Origin of the sequence: Ruminiclostridium herbifermentans (genome assembly GCF_005473905.2) — a bacterium.
GTDB lineage: Bacteria > Bacillota > Clostridia > Acetivibrionales > DSM-1351 > Ruminiclostridium > Ruminiclostridium herbifermentans.
Genome location: NZ_CP061336.1, coordinates 36,078 through 53,172, shown reverse-complemented (window position 1 = coordinate 53,172; position 17,095 = coordinate 36,078). Strand labels below are relative to the sequence as shown.

Genomic DNA, 17,095 nt, shown 5'->3' with positions numbered 1-17,095 from the left:
ATAGCATAACATTTTATGTATATGGGTTAAAGCTACGCCACTGCATTACTTAATATATTGGAGTATCTAAAGCAATGCAAACTAATATTGTTATTAATACTTCTTTTGTTTAAAAAAAATAATAGGGAGAGTTAAAAAAATGAAAAGAATTGTAGCATTAATAGTTTTACTAGCGATTTCCTTAACTATGATTTCAGGTTGTGGAGGCGAAACAACAACTTCTAGTTCAAAGGCAATAGCAGCATCAATTGGTGCAGAGCCAAAAACTCTAGACCCATCTCTTAATAACGCTCTTGACGGAGGCACATATATTAACTGTGCTTTTGAAGGTTTAACAACCTATGACAAAAATTCAAAGGTTGTACCTGGAGTTGCTGAAAAATGGGAAGTAAGTGCTGATGGTACAGTTTACACCTTCCACATTCGTAGTGATGCAAAATGGTCAGACGGCAAGGATGTAACAGCCAAAGACTTTGTTTTCTCATGGCAAAGAGCAGTAGATCCAAAAACTGCAGCTGACTATGCGTACTATTTATATTTCGTAAAGAATGGTGAAGCCATTAATGGAGGCGAAGCCGATATTAGCACTCTTGGAGTTAAAGCTATAGATGATAAAACTCTAGAGGTAACACTTGAAGCTCCTTGCCCATTTTTTACTGAAATAGTTGCCTTTCCTACTCTTGTTCCTTTAAGAGAGGATATTGTTTCTGCAAACTCTGAAAAATGGTCTCTAGACCCTAAAACTTATATTGGTAACGGCCCTTATGTCCTTACAAGCTGGGAGCATGATTCTAAACTAATATTTGAAAAAAGTGATAATTACTGGGGCAAAAAGGATGTAGTAGCAGAAAAAATTGAGTGGTTCTTAATGAATGACCCAAATGCAATGCTTGGTGCATTTAAGAACGGTCAGATTTTACTAGCAAATGCTATTCCTACAGAAGAATATGAGGCTGAAAAATCTGCTGGAAACCTTCAAATTCTACCTATGCTTGGAACATATTACTTGGATTTGGTAAATACTAAAGCACCATTTGATAATCCAAAAGTAAGACGAGCTGTATCCCTTGCTATTGATAGAAACTATATAGTTGAAAAGGTTACTAAGGGTGGTCAGTTACCTGCCTCTGGATATGTGCCATATGGTATCACAGATGTAAATCCATCACCGGACTTCCGTACTGTAGGAGGAGATTTCTACTCAGTTAAGCCCGAAGATCTTGATAAAAATATTGCTGAAGCAAAGGCTCTATTGGCTGAAGCAGGATATCCTGATGGAAAAGGATTCCCTAAGGTTACTTTTGGTGTTAACACAGGAAGTAACCATGAAATCATTGCCGAAGCTATACAGCAAATGCTAAAAACTAATCTCGGAATTGAAGTAGAAATTCAAGCACAGGAATGGAATGTATTCCAGCAATCCAGAAAAGATGCTGTATTTAATATTAACCGTAATGGTTGGATTGGGGATTATATGGATCCTTCAACCTTCTTAGATATGTTTACTACTAATAACGGCCAGAATAATTCTAAGTATAGCAATCCTAATTATGATAATGCTATCAAAGCTGCAAGAACAGAAACAGATAATGCTAAACGTATTCAGTTATTCCATGATGCCGAAAAAATATTAATGGATGATATGGGTATAGTACCTATATACTTCTATACTAATCCGTTAGAAATCTCAAAGAATTTACAGGATTATGTTGTAACTCCACTTGGATTTATATACTTGAGATGGGCATACACCAAATAAGTATAATCGTAAAAAGTGACCTCATATAACGTGAGGTCACTTTTTTATTAAGTGTATATAAACAGGAAGGAAATTTATTCTTCATCTTGTAGGGCATCATATCCTTCTTCGCCTGTACGTACCTTAATTGCGTTTTCTACATCATAAACGAATATTTTTCCATCACCTATTCTACCAGTGTACAATACTCGTTTTGCTGTTTCAATTACTGTTGAAACTGGAACTTTACATATAACAATTTCTACTCTTATCTTTGGTAGTAAGTTTATTTCCATTTCAACACCACGATAGTATTCTTTGTGTCCCTTTTGAATACCACATCCCAAAACATTTGTAACTGTCATACCTGTTACACCAATACTATTCATAGCATCTTTGAGAACTTCAAATTTGGATTGTTTCGTAATTATTTCTACCTTTGTTATTTTTGCATCAGATATATTTGCTGATTCTGATTTTTTAATTACTGTAGGAACTGCAGTATCAATATCAACAGTCGCTCCTTCTCCTGAGCCAGGAGTAGAAAGTATAGGCATAAAGTCTGCATATGAACTTACAAGTCCATGTTCTTCAATATCCAAACCAATAATTTCTTCTTCTTTTGAAACACGTAGTCCGACTGTCTTCTTAATTAAACTAAATATAATTAACATTGTTATAGTAACCCATGCTGCAACTGTTACTACGCCTAATGCTTGAACTCCTAAAAGGTTTACACCTCCACCGTATAGCAGTCCTCCATCAAGAGCGAATAATCCTACTAATATTGTACCCACTGCCCCACATAAACCATGAACACCTATAGCTCCAACTGGGTCATCTATTTTTAAAACCTTGTCAATAAACTCTATACCAAACACAAGCACAAAAGCTGCTATTATGCCTATTATTAATGCTCCAGACGGGCTCACAGCATCACAACCAGCTGTTATTGCTACAAGACCACCAAGTGCTGCATTTAAAGTCATTGATACATCTGGTTTTTTGTATCTTGCCCATGTAATAATCATAGCAACCGTTGCTGCAGCTGCTGCTGATAAGTTTGTGGTTATAAATATGCTACCCATTTGTGTAAGTGTATCATCTCCTGTAGCTGATACTGTAGAACCACCATTAAAGCCAAACCAGCCAAACCATAGAATGAATACGCCTAATGCTCCCAAGGTCAAACTGTGTCCAGGTATCGCTTTTGCCTTTCCATTTTTGTCGTACTTTCCAATACGTGGTCCCAATAATTTTGCACCAATTAATGCTGCAATACCACCAACCATGTGAACTGCTGTTGAACCAGCGAAATCATGGAAACCTAATTCTGAAAGCCACCCACCACCCCATATCCAGTGGCCAGATATAGGATATACAACTGCGCTTATAGCTAAACTATATACAGTACGCTAAGAATTTTGTACGTTCTGCCATAGCGCCCGATACTATTGTTGCAGCTGTAGCACAAAATACAGTTTGGAATATAAGGAATACTGGACCCGGAAGACCTGGATTTACTCCATCTCCAGTAGCAAATAATCTTGGTATACCTATAATTCCATATTGGCTTGCACCAAACATAATTCCAAAGCCTAATACCCAAAATATAATGGAACCAAGAGCGAAATCCATTAAATTTTTCATTATAATATTTCCAGCATTTTTTGCTCTGGTAAAACCTGTTTCTACCATTGCAAAGCCAGCCTGCATAAAGAATACAAGTGCCGCTGCTATTAATGTCCAAATTACATCAACTGATTGAAACATAACCCCCATCTCCTTATCAATAATATTATAATTTTTAAGCAAGTGGATTTCTTTAAATAAATCAAAAAGACGCATACTCGCAGTTTGCTTGCGAATACACGTCATCGTGTTGGCTTCTTATAATAAATATAAACTTAATATTTATTATATTTATTATATTTATTTTATTGAAATCCGTTTTACTCAAATTGTAAAGTAAGTGTACTAATTTTATCTGCAGCACCTTTACTTTGTTAAAATTATATTAGCATATATAAATGCCTAAGTCAATAATTTTTGAAGGATTTTTTTCTATACTTGCAAATTTGTGTTATTTTTGTGCTTTGAAGGTGTTCAAATATATAAAATTTGAATAATTTTAACCATATATATTTCATTTTTTGAATTAAAAATAGCTATAATAATAATAAAATAATATATTAATAATTTAAGTCCCAACATTATGTTATAATTATATTATTATTAATTATTCATTATTCTTATATTTATTATAGTGAACAATAGAAATTAGGAGAGTCAAAAATGTATTTTGAGGATTTTAAGCCATTGTTATATTCTGACACGTCTGTGCCAGATATTTTTATTAGCCAGTATATGCCTTCTATGGATAGCAACAGTGTTAAGGTTTATTTGTATATGCTTTTTTTATGCAAACACAACAAAAAAGCCACAACAGATGAAATTGCAAAAACCTTAAACTTGACTAATGATGAAGTAAAGGCGTCCCTTACTAGCCTTGATAATCTTGAAGTTATTTCTTGGATAGAAGATAAGATTCAGATATTAGACTTGAAGGATGCTGAAGTAAAACGTATATATAAACTTAAATCTGTATCTTCTCCTGAACAGGCAAATGAAAACTTTGAAAAGAACAAAAGCAGGAATAGCACTCTTTCCGCTATAAATTCAAAGTTTTTTCAAGGTCTTATGCCTCCAAACTGGTACTTAACTATAGACAATTGGTTTTCTATCTATAAATTTGATGAAGATGTAATGTATACATTATTTAAATATTGCCATGATAATAACACATTTCACAAGAGTTATATTGAGGCTGTAGCAAATAGCTGGTATCGACGCGGAATTCAAAATTTCTTTGATTTAGAAAAGTATTTTGAAGAAATGACACATGTTCGTGGTATAAAGGGGACAATTATTAAAAAGCTGAGATTAAGAAGAGCATTGACTGAATACGAACATGAATACGTTGAAAAATGGGTTCTTGATTATAAGTATAATATCGACGTTATTGAGATAGCTCTTAAAAAGACAGTTGGAAAAACTAATCCAGACTTCAAGTTTTTAAACAGCCTTTTGACCAAATGGCATGACTTAGGTTTAGTTTCAGCTGAAGAAATAATTAGCTATGAAAATAGTATTAAATCTCAAGGGCAAGCAGCAAAAACAACTCAAAAACCTAAGGATTCACAAAGAAATAATTTTGATCAACGTCAATATGATGATGATTATTTTGATAATTTTTTTACCAATACCCACAAAACGTCTTAAGTATCTAAGGTACTCTACAGATTATTTAATTTCTTAGTGTACTAGCTACTTATTTTAGATTTTAGGTAGAGTTAAAGTGTAGCTTCTCCACTATTATGTAACTAGCAATAGAGTCTAATTGGAGAATAACTTAAATATGCGAAGTTTACATTTCGTGCATCATAATTTCTTTGCATATTAAAAAACTAGCAACTATTTTTGAAGTCAAGTAATTTTTGTACGAGCATTATAAGTTTATTAGTCATAGAAACCACAAGTGGTTTTTGGTGGTGTTTTTAAAATAAAATTCTCACAAGGAGGATATCTCCGCGAAAGCATTTTTATATGTTTTTAGAAACCAAGCAATATTTTATGCTCAAATGTGGCGCGGGAGGTTAGTATGAACAGAGATATTCATAATATAATTATCAGAGAATATGAGAGAAGACAAAAGAAAGCAGCTGATATTGCACAGCAGCATAAGGAAGAAATATATTCAAAAATACCTCGTCTCCAAGAAATAGATAACCAAATTAATCAATTGGGTATTAAATACAATAAATTAATTCTAATGGCTAAAGGTGACGCTGCTGAGCTTTCCTTAGAGCTAACTAATAGAATTGAGCAGCTTAATAAAGAAAAAAACTGCCTTTTAGAAATAAATGGTATTAACATTGAGTATCTTAAACCTCAATATCAGTGCATTAAATGCTCTGATACAGGTTATATGTATGATTCAGGCGAATATAAGCACTGTTCCTGTTACAAGCAACAGATGATTAGTCATTTGTTTTCAGTTTCCAATATTTCTTATGCAGGGCATGAGTGCTTCGAGAATTTTAATGAATTAATATACCCTGACGAAGTCAATCCTGATAAGTATGGAATACCAATATCCCCCCGTGAAAATATAAATAATATAAAAGAGAAGTGCCTTGAATTTACCAAAAATATAGATAATCCAAACCAGAAAAACCTATTCTTTAGTGGGCGAACTGGTGTGGGTAAAACTTTTTTGTCCTTTTGTATTGCCAGAGAACTGCTTAATCAAGGCAGAACTGTGCTATATTTATCAGCACCTATGCTTTTTGATACTATAACTGAATATAAAATGAAAGCTTTTAAAGATGATAATTTTAATGATGATAAATACCAAAGTATTTTTTCTGTAGAATTGCTTATAATTGATGACCTTGGCACCGAAGCCTTGAGCGATGCTAGATATGCAGAACTTTTAAATATTCTAAATACTCGGCAGACGCGAGACTTTGAATCTGCTTGTAAGACTATTATATCAACAAATATGGGGGCAAAAAAACTATTTGAGCTATACTCAGAACGTGTAGTTTCTAGAATAAATGGGCTTTTTGACAGACTTTTACTTGCTGGTAAAGATATTCGTAGTCTAAAATAAAATAAAGTAATGCCTAAACACAACAACTACTTTTTGTGCGCCTGACTCTACAGCCTGAACTGCCACCTTTCGCATAAAGTATTAAGCGTGAAAGCAAAAATAGTTTTTTACAATCACCTTAACCCACGAGAAACTCTCCTATTTCAGCATGGTTTTTATTAAAATGTCTATTTCCATAGAGTTATTTTGTTCCAAATTAGCTGCTGTACAAAAGCATTACTTTTGGCAGGGTAAGCCTTGATTTCTATAAAAGCCTAGTTAGGACGAATTATCCATAAAGCTTCTAATAAATCATATAGCATCCCGCTGTCAACATTCAAAAGTTCTAATAATTGACCCGCAAATATAAGAAAAACTAATATTAGTCCCGGAAGGACAGAGATAAATCCAGCTAGACTTAACTTTTTTCTACTTGCCTTGTCATAAATAAAAGTCTGCTCTATTTCACTTATCGCAGGATCACCTTGCGTTGAATTATATCCTGCTTGCCCTATTCCGTTACTGTTAGCTTCTAAATCATTCTGAAGAATACTTCCTGATATATAATCTTCACCTGTATAATTAGATATAGTTGTATAATTTCCAGATATTATTTCATCCTTATTGACTCTGCAGAATGCATACATTAATGCTGCAAATACAGAAGTACATCCTAAAAAAATCATAAAATAAATTATTATCGAAATTATCAATATTACCCTTGGTATACTTGAAAAATCAAAATTATCTAACTGCGTAATTCCCAGCTTCTCCATTTCCTCTAGTTTGCCTGAAGTTGAAAATAGCATGAACACTACTATTGCATTATTAGTAAAATGGGCTACCATACCTGTATATATACTTTTTGTTTTATATACAATAAAACCTATTAATCCCCCAATTAAAATTAAACCTAGGCTTTTTTGTAAATCCCTATGCAAAATACCAAATAAAATAGAGGTTATAAATAATGAAATTATGACACCATATTTTTCATAACCTTTGCTTATCAGACCTCTGAATAAGGTTTCCTCACATACCGCTGCAGAAACACCAACTACTAATAAAGCAATAAAAAGAGTCGGAACATCTAATACTTTTAGCTGCTCAATTGGAAGTGTTCTTCCAAATACTAGCCTTATTATTCCTAACGACATAGCATTTACTACTGCCACAATTGGTAAAGCAAAAATCATTAATAAAGGAACTATCAAGTAATTAATTGGTTTTGTTCTTCTCAATTGTAAAGTATTCTTAATATCATACCTTCCAATAATCAAAAAAATTAGCGCTGGTACCAATACGAATAAAACTTCACCTAACCCACTTCTTAAATAGTCATTTTCAATGGGTAAAAATATACCTCCATATGTTAAAAGAATTGCTGTTAATGAAAAAAATACACCTGCAGCTATTGGACCAGGAAATTTTTTATTTTTTTCTGCACTATGGCTGTCTACTAACTTCTCATTGATGTTGTTTTCCACGAAACATCCTCCTACGGTATTTAGTAAGTTTTATATACTGTAATAAACATTTTTAATTATTGAGGGCTTGAAATACAATTCCAAATTACCATTATAATACCTCTTAATATTACTATTCAAATTTAATAAATACAATTACTTTATATAATTTTACCCGAAAAAATATAGGTTAATTTACAATGAATAAATTGGGAGTTTAATACTAAGAATCATTGAAAATAATAATATAGTTAGTATTCAGCAGCTAAAAATACATTTTTAAATATATAAGAATAATGCTGAATGGTAACAATAAGAAGCCAATTTATCAAGTGAACAATTGGCTTTATTGAGATGGGATATTGGGCACTAGACAAAAAACAGTCTAGAAAGGGGTGCCCTTATGAATAGCGAAAACAAAATTGTAAAGGTAAAGAAGAATGAGCAAGGTGCTGTTACTGAAGTAATGTTTGAGAATGGTCGTGTTTGTCCCTTGAATTTTGCAATACTAATGGCAAGGAATGGCGGTCTTGACGGGTTTAATGTAGTTAGAGGTAAAAACGGCGGTGAATATCTCAGCGCTGACCCAAATTCTGATGTTGAAGACTTAAATAATTTGCCTAGGTTTAAATAAATTAGTATAAATAAATTAATTTAACTAGCTGCAAAATTTTAAGGAGCAGAAAGCCAAGCGTCTTCTGCCCCCAAACGTGCCTAATATCCCTCTTAATATCCATTTTACCCTCTTCAAAGTTAATAAATTTTTTGTAGATTTCTTTTCCTATAAGTGTATACAAATAAAATAACCGACCCTGCGATAGTTACAAACAATATAGCAAAGCATATTAAAAATGTGCTTAACAATTTCATGCCAAGCCCCCTGCCAATTATTAATACCGCTTCTTCACCTTCTCCCGATTCATATGAGGCATCTAATTCGTATGTACCAGCTTTATCAATAGTAAACCTAAATAAACTCCTTCCTTCCCTTCCATTAACTGAATAACTGGAGTTAACTTTCGAATTTTCTAGCCTTATATACTCCCCTGTATCAATGTTTTTAAGCTTACATACCAAACCATTTATGTTGCTTGTTTCAAAAACCCTTCCATCTACAACACTTCTATACTCAAAGTATATATTATAATCACCAGGTTCAATTATTTCGATATTCCTTTTAGCTGGAACTACAACCTGATTATCAAAACTATTTACACTTGATATAATGCCTGTAACTAATACAACAACAAACGAAATAATACCAATAACAAAAATTATACCTGAAATAGCATACAGCAATTTGCTTGGTACATTACCTTCCCTATTCATCTTATATTACCCCTTTAGCCTATATTTTTTTAATCAAGCTTAGTACATCTTATATCCACTACTTATCCGCATAACGTATATATAATATAGAATGGTTTGTATACTTAAAGGCTTTGTATAATTATAAAGATTTAAAGCATTCTACTAATTTGATTTTATGTTTTGTAACCATTTCATATAGTCCCCATAATTTATCATATGATCTATCATTTTTATGTCAATTACTATATCACATTAGGAAGATAAGACAAATAGCAATACTAAAAAAACAGCTATTATACCCCTGAATGTTGAATATTCGCTATGATTTACAATAGTGTCCTCTTCTCTATCCCATTTTGTTATTCCGTTATTTATCAATGCGTTGTATGAAATAATATATGCAATTGAACATAAAAATGGAAATTTTAACGCACATCCGTATACTAGTACTTTTCCAGTTCTTTTTAGTGCCTTTAAATATGTAAGTCTTTCACCATTTTTGCTTGTTACTTTAGCCTTTAGTATCCATTTACCTAGAGTATATCCAAATTTAGATAATAATAAAGCTTCTATAAATATCCATAAAATATAAATCAATATAATTACTAATGACTTAATCCATAAACTCTGCAATAAGTAATTTTTATAAGTAATAGGTGATAATATTGACCAAGATATGAACACTAGATTTCCCCAGATACTAAAATCAATATATCTAGCAAGGTAACGTACCCAAGGTCTAACTAGCGCAGTATTTGTTTCCTCGTCATCTATAAAATAATGCTTTGCTTTTGGCAAACCATCCATTATAAAAAGTCCACTTTTATCATCAGTCATTTGGGGATATAATGTTTGAAGATTTTTGATGTTTTCTCTCTTCTCTAAACATTTAAAGTTTTCTTGAATTTCATCCTTACTGAACCCCATTGCAGTCATTGCTCTCAAGCAGTACGCGATATATGTCTCAATACCAAACTTTTGAAGCTGTTCTTTTTTAACCTTAAAACCCAGCCATTCTGTTGGATAAAAGTAGTCTAAACAGATTTCATCTTTAGAGTTATCTTCTTTGCCAAATACGTTCCAGTTTTTATTTGCAAAATTCTTACTCGTGTCATCTATTATAATGCTAATATTTGAAGCATCAGTGTTTTCTGCCTGTACCTCAGCATTTATAAGATTATCAATTAATTTATAATACTCCTCTAGTGTGTCATTTTCCTCGGGAAATAATTTCAAAAAAGAGTATATTATCTCTTCATATTCAGCGTATCTTAATAAATCCTTCAAAATTATGTTATCACTCTCCCAAAGATGACCAGCCTCTCTGCTAAACAGTTCGCTTCTTGCTTTATCTATTGCTTCTTGCTCATACTCATTACTTTCAGAATAGATAATTTTCCTCAATTCTTCATCTTTCAAAACTGACAAATTTTCTTTAAATCCACTATTTTCAATAGACATGTCAATTCTCCATTCTATGTAATATTTTAAAACAAGATGCGATTACTAAAATACTAATTAAAGGACGTTATGAAATACAAATATGAATTCACTAAATCTACCTCCATAAATAGTCTATCCGTTCCTTTTGCTAACCTTAAGTATTTCATTTAAAACCATTTGTGATTGTGTATATAACAGCTGAGATTCCTTACTTTTATTTACTTCCCTTAAATCTATATCAATTGAAAAAATTCCAGCCTTAGTAAATAAATAATAAGTGTGGTGATTTTCCTTAGGTAGATCATCAATTCCATCCGCAATCCTAGTAATAGGCAATGCTTGAAAACAGTTTTCTAAAAATGATAATACGGCTTTGTTAACTGATTCATGCTGACCTGCACCAATAATCCCTCCGCCATCTGAAAAGTAAAGGCTAGTTGTCCCATCAATGAAACAAATCATTGTTGCAGTGTTTATATTATCAACTCCCATATCTACTACTGCTCCATACACATGATAGTCATTGCCCATCTTTGCGCCCATGTCTTTATGTGAAAAAGTAAACGCCAGTTTACGCATGGAGGCGTATGTATATTCACCATTCTGAGAATTTTGATTATTTGAATTTTGCTGATTATTCTTATCTTTGTTACTACTCTGTTTATTTGTACTTTCCGCCTTTTTTATTAATCGGAACAAGATAAACACTCCTTTCAATATTGAATATCTATATAACAGTTAATTAATATTGGACAACCTTTTACTGATTAAGCTTCTCAGCAGAGTAAGTTGAACTAGTTATAAATATATTATAGGTTACTTTTACGTTTTGTAAAAGTATTTTACTAAAATACATACGAGTTAATTTTAATTTGCTAGATAAACTAATATACTAGCAAGTTCAAATAGAGTACTAAAATTGTATTCTATACTAAAATTACCCTAGAAAATTTAATTTGTCTACAAATAATTTTTAATTATCGTTAAAAAACAATTTATTATTTACTATTCAGTCTATTAAATTAACTTAGTCTATGAGTTTATAAGTTTATTAAAGCTTGTCCTTTCTATTATCAAAGGACAAATAGTAATTTTTACTATTCTCGTTAAATTATTTAAAGAAGCACTTAAGCAAGTCAGACAAAAACCCCAGAATTCTCAAGTTATATTGTACTGAGTAATTCTGGGGCCAACAGCATATTTATAACTTTTATAAATAACATAGAAGCTTATAATTATTTTATATAAGGCTCAAAGTTATTCCATTTGGTTTAGAATACAATTTAATTAGATATATTACAACATTACATAGTCAGAGTTCCATTATCATCCTCAAGCAGCATTAATATATCCTCTTCTGCTCCAGTCATTGCATTAATGTATATAATAAAATGCCTTTCACCTATTTCACCAATAAATTCGTAACAGTATTTTTCTGTATTAAAATCAGTAGGAATTATAGCTTTTCCTTGACTTAATATTTTTAGTTTTTTATTAATCTGATTTCGAGCCTGCTCTAATGTTAATTTTGGCGCTGGTATTTCTCTTGTTCTATGGTTGTAAAGATATCCTTTGGACTCAATTCCTACAATTTCACCGTTATCAAGAGCTATTTTTACCTTAATTAGGTCAGGGTAAATCATAGTGTCATCTTGAAAATATGCGTAGGATATTACAGCAGTACCGTCTGTTTTTTGATAATACGTATCTTTCATATTTTTGAAGCCATTTTTATTTAAAAAAGCTATAGCTTTTTTCTTTGCCTCATCCATATTTAAAGTATCCTTGCCAAAATCTCTATTTCTAAGCATCCAGTATACTTGTCCGCCCTGCTGTGTTATATCAATCTCTGCCCCTTGTTCATCAGTGGAGTCCTTATATAGTACTTTAAAGCGAAAGGTTTTTATCTTCCCTACCTCATTACTGTCCAATTGCTGAATTTCTTGTACTCTATCCTCTCCAATAAACTTCTTAACAATCTTTTTTGCTTCTTCTACATTAACCTTTTTACTCTTCAATCCTAAAGGCTTAGCATTTAACATATGGTCAGAATATGGTCCATCATAGATAAGAGAAGGATATTCCTGAAAATTCTTATCTATATTCTCAATTGAACTTGACTGGGGATCATTGCTTTTTGCTACACTTACTGCTTTAGCTGCCCTTTCTGTGGCTTTGCTCCAATTCATCTTACCTGCGTTTATTTGCTCTTCAATTCCATGTAAGCTTTTCTTTAAGGATACTGCAAATCCATGTAATTTACTAAGGTTTTCATATTCTTCATCACTTAGAGGTGTACCATTTAAGGTTTTTGTATTTAAGGCATAAGCCAGATCTCCTACTTGGGTTAAATAATTTGAGGTTTTTTCAAGTATTGGAGGTGATACAGGCAGTTGACCCATATTTTCCTGAGCAAGATTTGACTGTCTCCAAACCTCCTCCAGCATTGCAGATGTACTTTTAGGAGTAGATGTAACTAAGGATTTTGCCAATAATACCTCTAAATCATCTACATAGTTGGTCAAATCTAAAAATGCTCTATTGTACTGGTTTTCGTTTTGTATTCTTAGAGCAGTTAGTTGCTTATTCTGATAATACCCCCAAGTTCCAACTCCAAACAGGGCTAATATAGCAATAATTGCAATGGGGACCGACCAAGAACCCCTTCTTCTATCACGCTTATCAGTATAATTATTTATGTTTCTTTTGTATTCATCATGTTCCAATTAAGTCACCTCCATTTTTTAAATTCCAAACCAGTGCTTTCCTATTTTAAGCTGAACCTTCCTTGACCAAATCCATTTGCTTGTTGCTGTTGCTGGATTCCAATAGTACAAACATCCTCCCGTAGGATCCCAGCCTGCTAACGCATCCCTAGCCGCTTTTACAACTGTTGATTTTGGATCAATAGGAACATTTATTTGTCCATCAGCTACAGCTGTAAATGCACCTGGCTGATAAATAACACCTGCAATAGTTTTGGGGAACTTTGAATTCTTAACTCTATTGAGAATTACGGCTCCAACCGCTACCTGACCTACAAAAGGTTCACCTCTTGCTTCTCCATTTATAGCTCTAGCTAGAAGCTGTTCATTAGAAGTCTGCTTGGTAGCAGCGTAAGCCTGCCCTGTTTCAATAATATGCCCTAGTCCCATTGTAAGAAGAGTAGTTTCATCTGCAATTCCATTTGCATTAAGTCCATATGTTCTCTGGTATCTGAGTACAGAAGCAAATGTGTTTGAATCAAATATTCCGTTAACTTTTCCATCATAATAGCCCCAGTTTTTTAATTCCTGTTGCATATCCTTTACTTCCTGACCCTTATCGCCTATTTTCAGAGATTGAGCGGTACTTACATAGTACTGTTGATCTTGCCCAATAGCTGTTACACTAAAAACTAGAACTAAACAAAATACCACGATTTTAATAAACGTTTTCAATCTTTTATCTCCTTCCAAAATTACTAGTATTTATAGTAATGTTATTTTTAGTAAATCATTAGCAAAATATTCGTTATCTACTAATTAACAATAAAATCCTTATACCCTAAATTCGAAGTGAAGCTTTTGAGTAAATTTTTTGATTATATAAAAATTTCATTTCATTGATTAAGCAGCGCATAAGCTAGGTAGTAAATATTCTCACTTGCTCAGAATAAATGCAGTACCCGCCATTTATTGAAGTGAAAAGGTATTTTCTTATCTCGGCATTACTCCTAGATTTAAAGAGGCAGAATATATTAAAACCGTTAAAAAGTTTAGCCTCACATTTAGAGGTATGGGTTATATTCTTGCCTTTTTATATTATCAATTGGATTTTCACTCAAACTACGTATTAATTTACTCCATAATGTCAAAAATTTATATTGAATATAATTAACTAAACTTTCTCCAATTCAACTAAATACAGCAAGTTGATTTTTAACAATAATCTTTAATATACCATTGATAATTCAAATATTACATTGAACTCTTTTCACGGGAAGGTTTAGTATTAACCAAAAAATGCAATTGGAGATTGAATATGAAGCTATTAATATTATACGTTTCTGTTGGAACTGGGCATCTGAAAGCAGCTGAAGCATTAAAGGAGTCCATAGAAAAAAATTTTAATGGATGGACAGTTGATATTTTTGATACATTAAAGTATATTAATCCAATAGTAGACAAAATAGTAGTTAACAGCTATCTTGGTACTTTGAAAAGAAATCCTAAGCTATATCACAAGCTTTATACCGCTTCAGGGACAAGTACTAGTATATATGACATAAGTAAAGCTATTAACAAACTTTTATCCTTTCGTCTCAAAAGCCTTGTAAGAGAATATGAGCCTTCAGCAATTGTTTGTACTCATCCTTTTCCAATGCAAATGTTATCATCTCTTAAAGAAAAAAATAAGTTACGCGTACCGACTGTTGCAATATTAACTGATTATGTTGTTCATTCTCTATGGCTTGATAGAGGTATGGACGCTTTTGTTGTTGCAAATGAAATGATGAAAACTGAAATGATAAGTCGCGGAATCCCTAGCAATATCATATTCCCTTTTGGGATACCTGTATCACCTAAATTCCAAACCAAGGCAGATAAAAAAACCTTACTGCATGAATTAGGACTTGATAATAAATTTACAATTTTGGTTATGGGGGGTGGAATGGGCTTTGGAAATATTGAAAGTACAATCGACTCCCTCCTAAAATGTGATGTAGACATGCAAATTATTGCCGTAACAGGTACTAATAAAAAACTAAAGTATCAACTAGAAAATTCAGCTAAAAACAGTAACAAAAAGGTACTAATTTTAAGCTATACTGACAGAGTGAATGAACTTATGGATATATCTGACCTTTTAATAACTAAGCCTGGAGGAATGACTGTTTCAGAAGCTCTTGTCAAAGGTCTTCCTATTTTTATAATTTCTCCTATCCCAGGGCAAGAGGAAGGTAACGCAAGCTATTTGATTCGAAGTGGAGTTGCAAATAGAGTTGATAGTTCTGATCAGCTTATAGAAGTTTTATCCCGTGTAGCAAATGACCCAGTTACCTTAAACACAATGCGTGAAAACTCAAAATTCCTTGGTAAGCCTCATTCAGCTCATGATATTGCAGCATTGCTGAATAAGTTGGTAAACTAGATATGGCATACTGAAAATATTCTATTGATTTTCTAGTATGCCTAATCTCACATATATCGGGATTTATAATGATTCACATAATCTGAAAGAAAATTTTCTTTTGAAGAAGCTTTCAAATTCGCTTTTTGATCCTGTAGTAAAAGAAAGTTTATACAAGAATGCTGAACGGCTGCAAATATATTTACATCATTAAAAAATTTATATAACAATAACAAGACTACTACCTGCCAGCAAATGCTTTCACCGTTCAGTTTATAACCATATTTTTACTAGTCAGTCTCAGCCCATCACTATAGATGAGTCTTTTCATATTATATTGAGTTTTTTTACTGCTAATTTGTATAATCCAAATAAATAATTTTAGAATATCCTCCTAATATAACATACTCTATCCTTAAAATAACTATCATTTAATGACTCTGTTATTACTCCTTTTGATGTACTTGAATGTATAAACTCATTATTTCCTACGTATACTCCTACATCATAAACGTCTTTTTTGAGGCTATCGGAACTAAAAAACAATAAGTCTCCATATTGAATATCTTCCTCATTTACGGCAGTTCCAGCATCCTTCATATCTTCAAGAAATCTTGGAACCTCCACTCCATTAATCTTACTACAAATATATACAAGCCCCGCTGAATCAATACCCCATCTGCTGATGCCACCTAAAATAAATATTGTTCCATCAAATTTTTTAATTGTTTGAACAAACTCATTGCTTGTTGTTTTAGGTATAAAATTATCATCAATAGGAATTGCAATAACACCGCCTTCATCTATCCAGCCTCTTTTATTCTCAGGAAGTAATACATCATACCCAGTTTTCGTCTTTCCAAATGAATATAACTCCGTACCTAATACTATTTTTTTATACTTTGCTCTATTATTAGTCCCAGAATAAATATCTGCAAGCTTTGCTGTCACAACTATTTTATTTTGAATGCTGCCATGTGTTACACTTTCTGTATTTCTACTTACATATTTACTCTTAACCCAGCCCGACGAACCATCTAATAGCTTTATATTTGTCCAAGCATTTTCTTCTTTTATTATTGATACAACCTGATTGAAAAGAACTTGTGTAATCCTTTTACTTAATATGTCCGGCTCATCAAACATATCTACTACTGCTTCAGTTATTACGGCTGCACTCTCCGGTGTTATTCCACTTAATAACTGCTCATTTGAAGTAATAGGAATCTCTCTATTTCCACATCCACTTAGTAATATAAAAAGCATCAGCATAATAATGCTAGTAATATTCAATAATTTTCTCTTGTTCATGATATCCACTATCTCCAAAATAATTTTAATTTTTAATTCAACTTTCACACATAAAATTCT

12 protein-coding genes and 1 pseudogene are annotated in these 17,095 nt (G+C 32.3%); 5 read left to right on the top strand and 8 right to left on the bottom strand.

Translation table 11 applies throughout. The annotated features are described in order from the left end of the window. Positions 1 to 139: 139 nt before the first annotated feature. A complete protein-coding gene (locus tag EHE19_RS00230; protein WP_137697090.1) occupies positions 140 to 1,759 on the top strand; it encodes a peptide ABC transporter substrate-binding protein in 1,620 nt (539 codons plus the stop codon). A gap of 74 nt (positions 1,760 to 1,833) precedes the next feature. On the opposite strand, the pseudogene EHE19_RS19895 reads toward EHE19_RS00230, so the two are convergent. Then, positions 1,834 to 3,511, bottom strand: a pseudogene (locus EHE19_RS19895) (ammonium transporter). A 522-nt stretch (positions 3,512 to 4,033) separates the two neighbouring features. Between EHE19_RS19895 and EHE19_RS00220 the strand changes: the two are divergent. Then, positions 4,034 to 5,020, top strand: a complete 987-nt coding sequence (locus EHE19_RS00220; RefSeq protein WP_137697088.1) for a DnaD domain protein — start codon at positions 4,034 to 4,036, stop codon at positions 5,018 to 5,020. Between the two features lie 379 nt (positions 5,021 to 5,399). Continuing rightward, positions 5,400 to 6,413: an ATP-binding protein gene (locus tag EHE19_RS00215; protein WP_137697087.1), complete on the top strand. Its 1,014-nt coding sequence runs from the start codon at positions 5,400 to 5,402 to the stop codon at positions 6,411 to 6,413. Positions 6,414 to 6,667: 254 nt separating this feature from the next. Here EHE19_RS00215 and EHE19_RS00210 read toward each other — a convergent pair whose 3' ends face one another. Beyond that, positions 6,668 to 7,879 carry a type II CAAX endopeptidase family protein gene (locus EHE19_RS00210; protein WP_244648296.1) on the bottom strand — a complete coding sequence of 404 codons (1,212 nt, stop codon included), beginning with the start codon at positions 7,877 to 7,879 and terminating at the stop codon, positions 6,668 to 6,670. Positions 7,880 to 8,261: 382 nt separating this feature from the next. Between EHE19_RS00210 and EHE19_RS00205 the strand changes: the two genes are divergently transcribed. Further along, positions 8,262 to 8,492 (top strand): DUF3892 domain-containing protein, encoded by a 231-nt coding sequence (locus EHE19_RS00205; protein WP_137697086.1) that lies wholly within the window; start codon positions 8,262 to 8,264, stop codon positions 8,490 to 8,492. Positions 8,493 to 8,611: 119 nt separating this feature from the next. Here EHE19_RS00205 and EHE19_RS00200 read toward each other — a convergent pair whose 3' ends face one another. From EHE19_RS00200 to sleB, 5 genes are all read right to left on the bottom strand, one after another. Next, the gene (locus EHE19_RS00200) at positions 8,612 to 9,187 is read right to left on the bottom strand and encodes a hypothetical protein (protein WP_137697085.1); all 576 of its coding nucleotides are present in this window, start codon (positions 9,185 to 9,187) and stop codon (positions 8,612 to 8,614) included. Positions 9,188 to 9,421: 234 nt separating this feature from the next. Then, complete coding sequence (locus EHE19_RS00195) at positions 9,422 to 10,630, bottom strand: RDD family protein (RefSeq protein WP_137697084.1); 1,209 nt, start codon at positions 10,628 to 10,630, stop codon at positions 9,422 to 9,424. Between the two features lie 114 nt (positions 10,631 to 10,744). After that, entirely contained in the window at positions 10,745 to 11,311 is a 567-nt protein-coding gene (locus EHE19_RS00190) for a hypothetical protein (protein ID WP_137697083.1), read from the bottom strand. Positions 11,312 to 11,916: 605 nt separating this feature from the next. Beyond that, complete coding sequence (gene ypeB / locus EHE19_RS00185) at positions 11,917 to 13,338, bottom strand: germination protein YpeB (protein WP_244648295.1); 1,422 nt, start codon at positions 13,336 to 13,338, stop codon at positions 11,917 to 11,919. An 18-nt stretch (positions 13,339 to 13,356) separates the two neighbouring features. Beyond that, a complete protein-coding gene (sleB, locus tag EHE19_RS00180) occupies positions 13,357 to 14,052 on the bottom strand; it encodes a spore cortex-lytic enzyme (RefSeq protein WP_137697082.1) in 696 nt (231 codons plus the stop codon). Between the two features lie 583 nt (positions 14,053 to 14,635). On the opposite strand from sleB, the gene EHE19_RS00175 reads away from it, so the two are divergent. Beyond that, positions 14,636 to 15,745: an MGDG synthase family glycosyltransferase gene (locus EHE19_RS00175; protein ID WP_137697081.1), complete on the top strand. Its 1,110-nt coding sequence runs from the start codon at positions 14,636 to 14,638 to the stop codon at positions 15,743 to 15,745. Between the two features lie 360 nt (positions 15,746 to 16,105). On the opposite strand, the gene EHE19_RS00170 is transcribed toward EHE19_RS00175, so the two are convergent. Further along, complete coding sequence (locus EHE19_RS00170) at positions 16,106 to 17,035, bottom strand: C40 family peptidase (protein ID WP_137697080.1); 930 nt, start codon at positions 17,033 to 17,035, stop codon at positions 16,106 to 16,108. Positions 17,036 to 17,095: the final 60 nt, after the last annotated feature.